This window comes from Nonomuraea glycinis (genome assembly GCF_014646515.1).
GTDB classification, from domain to species: Bacteria; Actinomycetota; Actinomycetes; order Streptosporangiales; family Streptosporangiaceae; genus Nonomuraea; species Nonomuraea glycinis.
Genome location: NZ_BMNK01000033.1, coordinates 1 through 2,832, shown reverse-complemented (window position 1 = coordinate 2,832; position 2,832 = coordinate 1). Strand labels below are relative to the sequence as shown.

Annotated in this window: 2 protein-coding genes; both read right to left on the bottom strand. The window is 41.4% G+C overall.

What is annotated here, in order from left to right; genetic code table 11:
* Window positions 1–559: 559 nt before the first annotated feature.
* Entirely contained in the window at window positions 560–1,663 is a 1,104-nt protein-coding gene (locus IEY87_RS45255; protein ID WP_007572070.1) for a plasmid recombination protein, read from the bottom strand.
* A 615-nt stretch (window positions 1,664–2,278) separates the two neighbouring features.
* On the bottom strand, window positions 2,279–2,832 hold a 554-nt coding region (locus IEY87_RS45250; protein WP_189145100.1), incomplete at its 5' end, for a replication/maintenance protein RepL.

Sequence of the window (2,832 nt, the reverse complement as noted above, 5' to 3'; positions counted from 1 at the left end):
TTTCAATCCCTTCAATTGCTTGTTTCATAAAGGGGTTTTCTTCGTTTTTTTGAAAATCGGTTAATTTGAGTACTTTCTTATTTTCCATAAACATTCTATTTAGGCAAATTTGACTTTCTATATATCGGTGAAAAAGTATAATTTGATTTTCCACAAAGGAATATTTAAATTTCCATTAATACAATAAAAAAGCAAAATATATTTTCCTTTTTAACATCTAATAGGAAAGAGTGACTTTCTAATATGGAAAATCAGATTTTCCAATATGGAAAATACCCTATATTGAGTATCAACTACTTAACTTATTCTATTTCTTAAGTTCTTATTATACCCTAAAAACGGCATATAATCAACTACTTAAAAAATCATCGGTCGGGGAGCGCCCAGCGGCAAGGGGCGGGACCACCCGTCCCGACGAGCGCCCACACCATAAACTTTTTTTCGAATAAGCACACAACCGTTTTTCGAACCCTGCAAAATTTCTTCCGAACCCGAACGGCGTAACACTCCATTGAGTGAAGCTGCCGTTTGGTCGCTCCCCCTTTGGGGGCGGGGGGGGTTACATACCCATGCCGAAACCTCTGCTTCTGGTGATTTGCTTGAGTAGGTCTTTCCCCTCTTCCATAGCTTTTGATATGTTTGGGAAATGATGCCTTAAAGCCTCCAGTTGTTCGGAATTGAACAAGTCTTTCATCTTACCAAGTTCTTTTTTCAATTCCTTGGTTTCGGTCTTTAGTTCTTGGTTCTCCGTTCTTAGTCGGTTACTGGTTGTCCTTGCATTGTCCATTTGCTGTCTATAATACTCCTTGTCGTTCTCGGCTTTGAATACCTTTGTGCCGTTTCGCTCTTTTTCAAGAATAGCCTTTCCCAGTCTATCGGATAGCTGTTCATTTTCCCCCTCTAAAGCCTTTATTTTGGCTTTTAAGGCATCTTTTTCCCTATCGTTAACCGTTTTCCCTATCAAGCCGTAAAACTTCTCTGAAGCCTTAGAAATGAGTTTTTGGACGTTTTTCTTTGTTTCAATGGAACGTAGTTCTTTCTGAAGCTGAAGAAGCTGGTTTTGCACGTCCTTGTGCTTGTCTAACGCACTGGATATATCGTTGGATAGTTCCTGAAGCTGTTCTTTCGCACATTCGGTCTTGTACTGCATAGCCGATAAGTGTTTGCGATCAGAAGAAACACCACGTTCCATGCCCAGTGCTTCAGATGCTATGGTTTGGAGTTCTGCCATGTCATCACGCGATAAACGCACACTCTTCCCGTTCGGCTGCGTCCAATCGAAAACTACATGGGCGTGAAGGTTAGGTGTCCATTGCTTTGCGTTCATGTATCCTTCGTCCTTGTGTATATGGATTTGAAACGCTTCAATACCGAAACGTTCCTTGCAGACCGCAGCGAATTGCTGGAGTTCCTGCATGGTGGTTTCTTGCTTGATTACTATTACCCCCTCCCGTATGGGTGCTGCTTTAGTCTGCATCTTCTGCCCAACCGTATCGAAATATCTCTGTTTCGCACTCTCCAGCCGATGGGAGATGCTATCTCCAACCCAGCTTTCATTCAAATGACTAAGTTCCGGACGAACATAGTCCAACTCTTTTTCCCTAAAGTTGTGAATCTCGCTCCCCGGCTTCACTGCTTGTACATGAATACTTGTTGCTCCCATAAGTTAACATTTTTGTGACAATCGATAACAGCCGGTGACAGCCGGCTGACAGGGGGTTAAGGGGGCTTGTCCCCTTACACACGTACCCTTTAGGGTGCTAGTGTGCTATCACCATACTGCATAGGTGCGAAGTTAGTGAATGTTTTGTAAATGCACAAATAAAGGGGAAAACATTTGGATTTGCGACAATAAAGTACTACCTTTGTTGCTGACCAAACGGTAGCTGACCGATACGGGAGAGTTACCAAAATACAAGCCGCTGGAGTTAATTGACGGACATCCGACATCCCCAGCGGCTTTATTTTTGCCTATCTGCTTCGTCTAGGCATACCAGTACCTCTACTAAAAATGTACTTCAAAGATACTTATTTTCTACCGACTTGATAGTTTTTACCCCATATTCTTGGACATTTTTCCCCCATGAGGTTATCTTTGTAGGGTGAAAGAGAAACCCATAAACGGGGATAGATTGAATGCTGGGAAGCATAAACAATCGGGGTAAGGTTAGCGAACCTTGCCTTTCATCCCCCATTATAACTTTACATAGAGGAACTTTATCTATCCCCCCCGCCCCCAAGGGGGAGCGACCAAACGGCAGCTTCACTCAATGGAGTGTTACAGTTCATCAAAACCAAGTGATAACTGTCGTTTCTCTGCTTCTTCTTTCTTTTGGGCAGCTAAAGTCTTTTTCCGAACGTATGTTTTTGTAAATGAAACCCTATCCCCATTAAAGACAATCAACGGATTAATGAACCAATTATATTCGTTTGGACCTCTTGCTATGATTTCACTTTGTACGAGCTCTGCCAATCCTTTGTATATGGCTTTGTCTGATTTGTATTGGGTGTATTCTAAGCATTTTCGCCTATCGAAAATTATCATATCATTCTTAGGCTTCATGCAAGTTAGAATATACCCGAAAACCCGAATAGCTGATTGTGATAGATTGAAAAAAGCGGCAAAATTCGCAAGGTATAGTTTTGCAAATTGCTCTTCATCTACTTCTATTTGTCGGATAAACGAGGTTTTGAATACTTCTCCTGTATCTGTATCAGCAACAGCAACTACAGCTTTTTTATCACTTCCCGTACTACTTTTGTATTTCTTAACAACGTGATTTTCAATCCCTTCAATTGCTTGTTTCATAAAGGGGTTTTCTTCGTTTTTTT